Source organism: Streptomyces colwelliae, from assembly GCF_048158785.1.
Classification (GTDB): Bacteria; Actinomycetota; Actinomycetes; order Streptomycetales; family Streptomycetaceae; genus Streptomyces.
On the sequence record NZ_JBLTJC010000623.1, the window covers coordinates 1 to 3736 of the forward strand.

2 protein-coding genes are annotated in these 3736 nt (G+C 70.0%); both read left to right on the plus strand.

The features are described 5' to 3' along the window. The first annotated feature begins 361 nt into the window (after nt 1–361). Nucleotides 362–1477, plus strand: coding sequence for a metallophosphoesterase (locus ACNFOC_RS52150; protein WP_416965987.1), 1116 nt, complete (start codon nt 362–364; stop codon nt 1475–1477). 192 nt (nt 1478–1669) lie between these two features. Beyond that, complete coding sequence (locus ACNFOC_RS52155) at nt 1670–2530, plus strand: hypothetical protein (RefSeq protein ID WP_416965988.1); 861 nt, start codon at nt 1670–1672, stop codon at nt 2528–2530. The last annotated feature ends 1206 nt before the right edge of the window (nt 2531–3736 follow it).

Below are 3736 nucleotides of genomic sequence, written 5' to 3' on the forward strand. Positions count from 1 at the left end.
AATGAAAGGAGCCATTTATTGCCCTTGATACTGTGGAGCAGCTTGGAGTGCTCGCCACCCTGTCAAGGTGGAGGGTGGTGCTGCAGCGGCTCGTGATCGACACGGGGGGTCTGCCGGCGCTGTACCTGGCGCCCCCACCGGCGAAATCCAGCCGCCCTGACGGCGCGAACCAACCCTCGTCAAGCAGACGGCCAACGGCCGAAGCCCTGCCCAATCGGGGCGAAAGCCGCGGTGAACCGGAGTCCTGCTCTGATTCAGCACCCCTGGGTCATCACATGGCGCGATCCGCATTCCTATGATGGGCCCACGACACCGCGGGCCGCTGCGACCAGGCAGTCCGACGCGGTGCAGCTGCGGCGCGATGGTGGAGGGGTCGATGACTCAGGGGGCCGGTCAGGGACCCGAGACGGAGCGGACGGCGACGTTGCGCGACTTCCGGGTACCCGCGTACGTCCACGAGACCGGTCCGTACGCCGACAGCGCGCAGCCCGGCGAGGCCGTACGACCCGACGAGGAGGCCTTTGACGAGGCCTTCGACGAGGCCTATCCGGAGGGCTACACACCCACTCGGCGCGATCTGCCCGTCATCCATCGGGGTGACACGGTTCAGGTCGCGGTGGACCCGGCGTCGGTGGCCGTCCCGCAGCAGACGGAGGGCCCCGGTCCGCTGTTCGTCGTAGGGGATGTGCACGGGTACCTCGACGAACTGGTGGCCGCGCTGCGGGAGAAGGGCCTGATCGACGCCGCGGGCAGCTGGTGCGCGGGCACCGCGCGGCTCTGGTTCCTCGGCGACTTCACCGACCGCGGGCCCGACGGCATCGGCGTCATCGACCTGGTGATGCGGCTGTCCGCCGAGGCCGCCGCGGCCGGCGGCTACTGCAAGGCGCTCATGGGCAACCACGAGCTCCTGCTGCTCGGCGCGAAGCGGTTCGGCGACACCCCCGTCAACTCCGGCGCGGGCACCGCAACCTTCCAGGCGGCCTGGCTGCTCAACGGCGGCCAGAAGACCGACATGGACCGCCTCCAGGACGTCCACCTGCAGTGGATGTCCCGCCTGGACGCCATGGAGCAGGTCGACGGCCACCTGCTCGTCCACTCCGACACCACCGCCTATCTCGACTACGGCGACTCGATCGAGGCGGTCAACGACAACGTCCGCGAGACCCTCACGCGCAACGACGCGGACGAGGTCTGGGACGTGTTCCGCAAGTTCACCAAGCGCTTCTCCTTCCGCGACGAGGGCGGCGCCGACCATGTCCGCTCCCTGCTCGACATGTACGGCGGGACCCGGATCGTGCACGGCCACAGCCCGATTCCCTATCTCCTGGGCGACGTGGGCTCCGAGGACGGCGAGGACACCGCCGGCCCCGTGGTCGAGGGACCGCACGTCTACGCCGAGGGACTCGCCATCGCGATGGACGGCGGAGTGACCATGGCCGGAAAACTGCTGGTCCAGCAACTGCCGTTGGATATCTGAGCGTTATTCGGGCAGACGTCCCCCTCGGAGGACCGGCGGACGACAGCGCTGGCCAGGGGCCAATTTCTGGAAACCCCCTGTCACCGTGTGCCGTCGCCGCTCTACCATCGGCTTATCCGTAGCAGGCTCCCCTCCGTTTCTGCCCGACGGCTCGTTGGCATGCGAGCCCCAAGCCCTACGGAGCATCGGGGGATGCACATGAACAGCGTTCCGCAGCACCTGCACAGCGAGGACCGCCAGGAGTACGAGCGGATCCTCGACGAGGCGCTGCGCTCCGCCCCTACCCGCCCGGAACTGGCCGCTGTCGGTAAGCGGCTCAACCCCGAACAGCTGCGCACCATGGCGCTGAACGCCACCGCGCTCATCACGGCGGCCGCGGCGACCGAGTACCAGCACTACGTGAAGGTCCGCGAGGAACTGCGCCAGCCGGCGTCGTCCACCCCGTCGACCGTCCGCGAGACCGGCTCCGCGGAGCCGGGCGGCGTGGGCGCGATGGGGCTCGCCACCACCCTGGGGGAGGCTGCCGAGGGTGCGGGTGCCGTCGCCGTCGCCGCCGTCCTCACCCCCGTCCTCGCCGGCACGGCCGCGGCGATCTTCCTGCTCGTGGGCTACATCCTCAAGATGCTCACCCCCGAGCCCGCGTTCGCCCAGACCATGCTCACCGCCGGCTGGGTGTTCGGCGCCATGACCGCCGCGGCGATCCTCGTCGCCGCCGTCGGCCTGCTGCTCACCGCCCTGCGCAACAGGCCCTCACCCGACACTGGCCCCTACGGCGAGTCGGGCGGCGAAGTGGCCCGCGCCAGGGATGCCTGGCACGACGCCCTCCTGGAACGCGGCATCCTGCCGTTCCTCCAGGAGGCGCTCGCGGCGCCGGGCACGGCGACACTGCGCCGTACGACGTCCCCGGGACCGAGTCGCATGCCGCACCTCGGCTACGACCGCCCGGGCTTCTCCAGCCCGGACGACGGCCCGGAACCGGGGCACCGCCCGAGCTTCAGCAGCCCGGACTTCTCGAGCCCGGACTTCGGGGGGCCAGAACACCAGCCGGAGTAGCCCCTCGGCTTGCGCCCCCACCCAGGGGAGCGCAAGCCGAACACCCGGGCACCAGGCCACAGGGTCGGCTGCGCGCTGCGCTGATCAGCGAGCCTTCCCGGCCCGGGAAGCGCGATGACCGCGATGCTCTCCGGCTGGGCGACAGCCAGTCGGATGCCGTCCGGGTGCAGGGCCGCGACGGGCGTCGGGATGTGGGTGGCCCCGTAACTGCCCTCTCTGGAAGGCACTTCCACGGCCGGCCATTCCGCCGTCGACGCACCCGTCGGGACGTCGATCAGCCGCAGATGCCCGAACAGCGAGACGACCGTGTCGCCCCTCGGGATCAGCGTGCCGATGCTGAAGCCGACCCTGTTGCGATGGACCCACCGCTTCTCGGCGAGCGACCACACACCCAACTCCCGTGACCCCAGGGCAGGTTTCTGCTCACCGTCGCGGAACTCGTCCCCGGTCGCGACGGCCAGGCGGTCACCGTCGAGCCAGCAGGCCGAGACCACCTCGGCGTCGATGCCCGGCTCCGAAGGCAGTACGCCAGGGCCGTCGAGCACGGCGGGATCCGTCAACGCCCGGTCCAGGTCGAAGACTTCGACGATCCCGTACGGATGCCACATCCAGCCCGCCGACAACAGATGGGCCCCACCCGGAGACACCGCCAGGCGGGAATGGAAGACGTCCCGCGGACTACGGTCGCCGTCGGTGAGCCGTTCCCCCGATTCCGCGTCCTCGATCTCAAGGACGTCGTACCGGTCCGGGCAGTGGACCACTACCTCACGGCCGTCCCGCAGCACCCCGAGTGCGACCGCGTAGTCGAAGTCCTCGGTGTAGTCATCACTCCGGTCCAGCTCACGGACCACCCGACCGCCCTCGAGCAACAGCGCCTCGGTACCCCGCTCGTCATAGACCACGGCGAAGCGGCCGGACGGAGAACCGACACTCCGGTCGAAGGGAAACCCGTCGACGCCCGAGGCAGCCCGCTCCACACCATCAGGACCCCACCGCCGACCACCCACGACATCGACCAGATCGTCACCGTCCCACGCGAGCGACTGCGCCTCGTCCGTCACGTGCAGGAGAATCACGATCCCCATCCCCCCAGTCCCCCATAGCCTCCATAGCCTCCAGGAGCAGCGCCAATCTACGGGCGTCGGTCCGCGATGGGGAGGGTTTCGCCCGTTGTACGCTTCGCGGTCGCAGGGGGGCAGGCGGGGG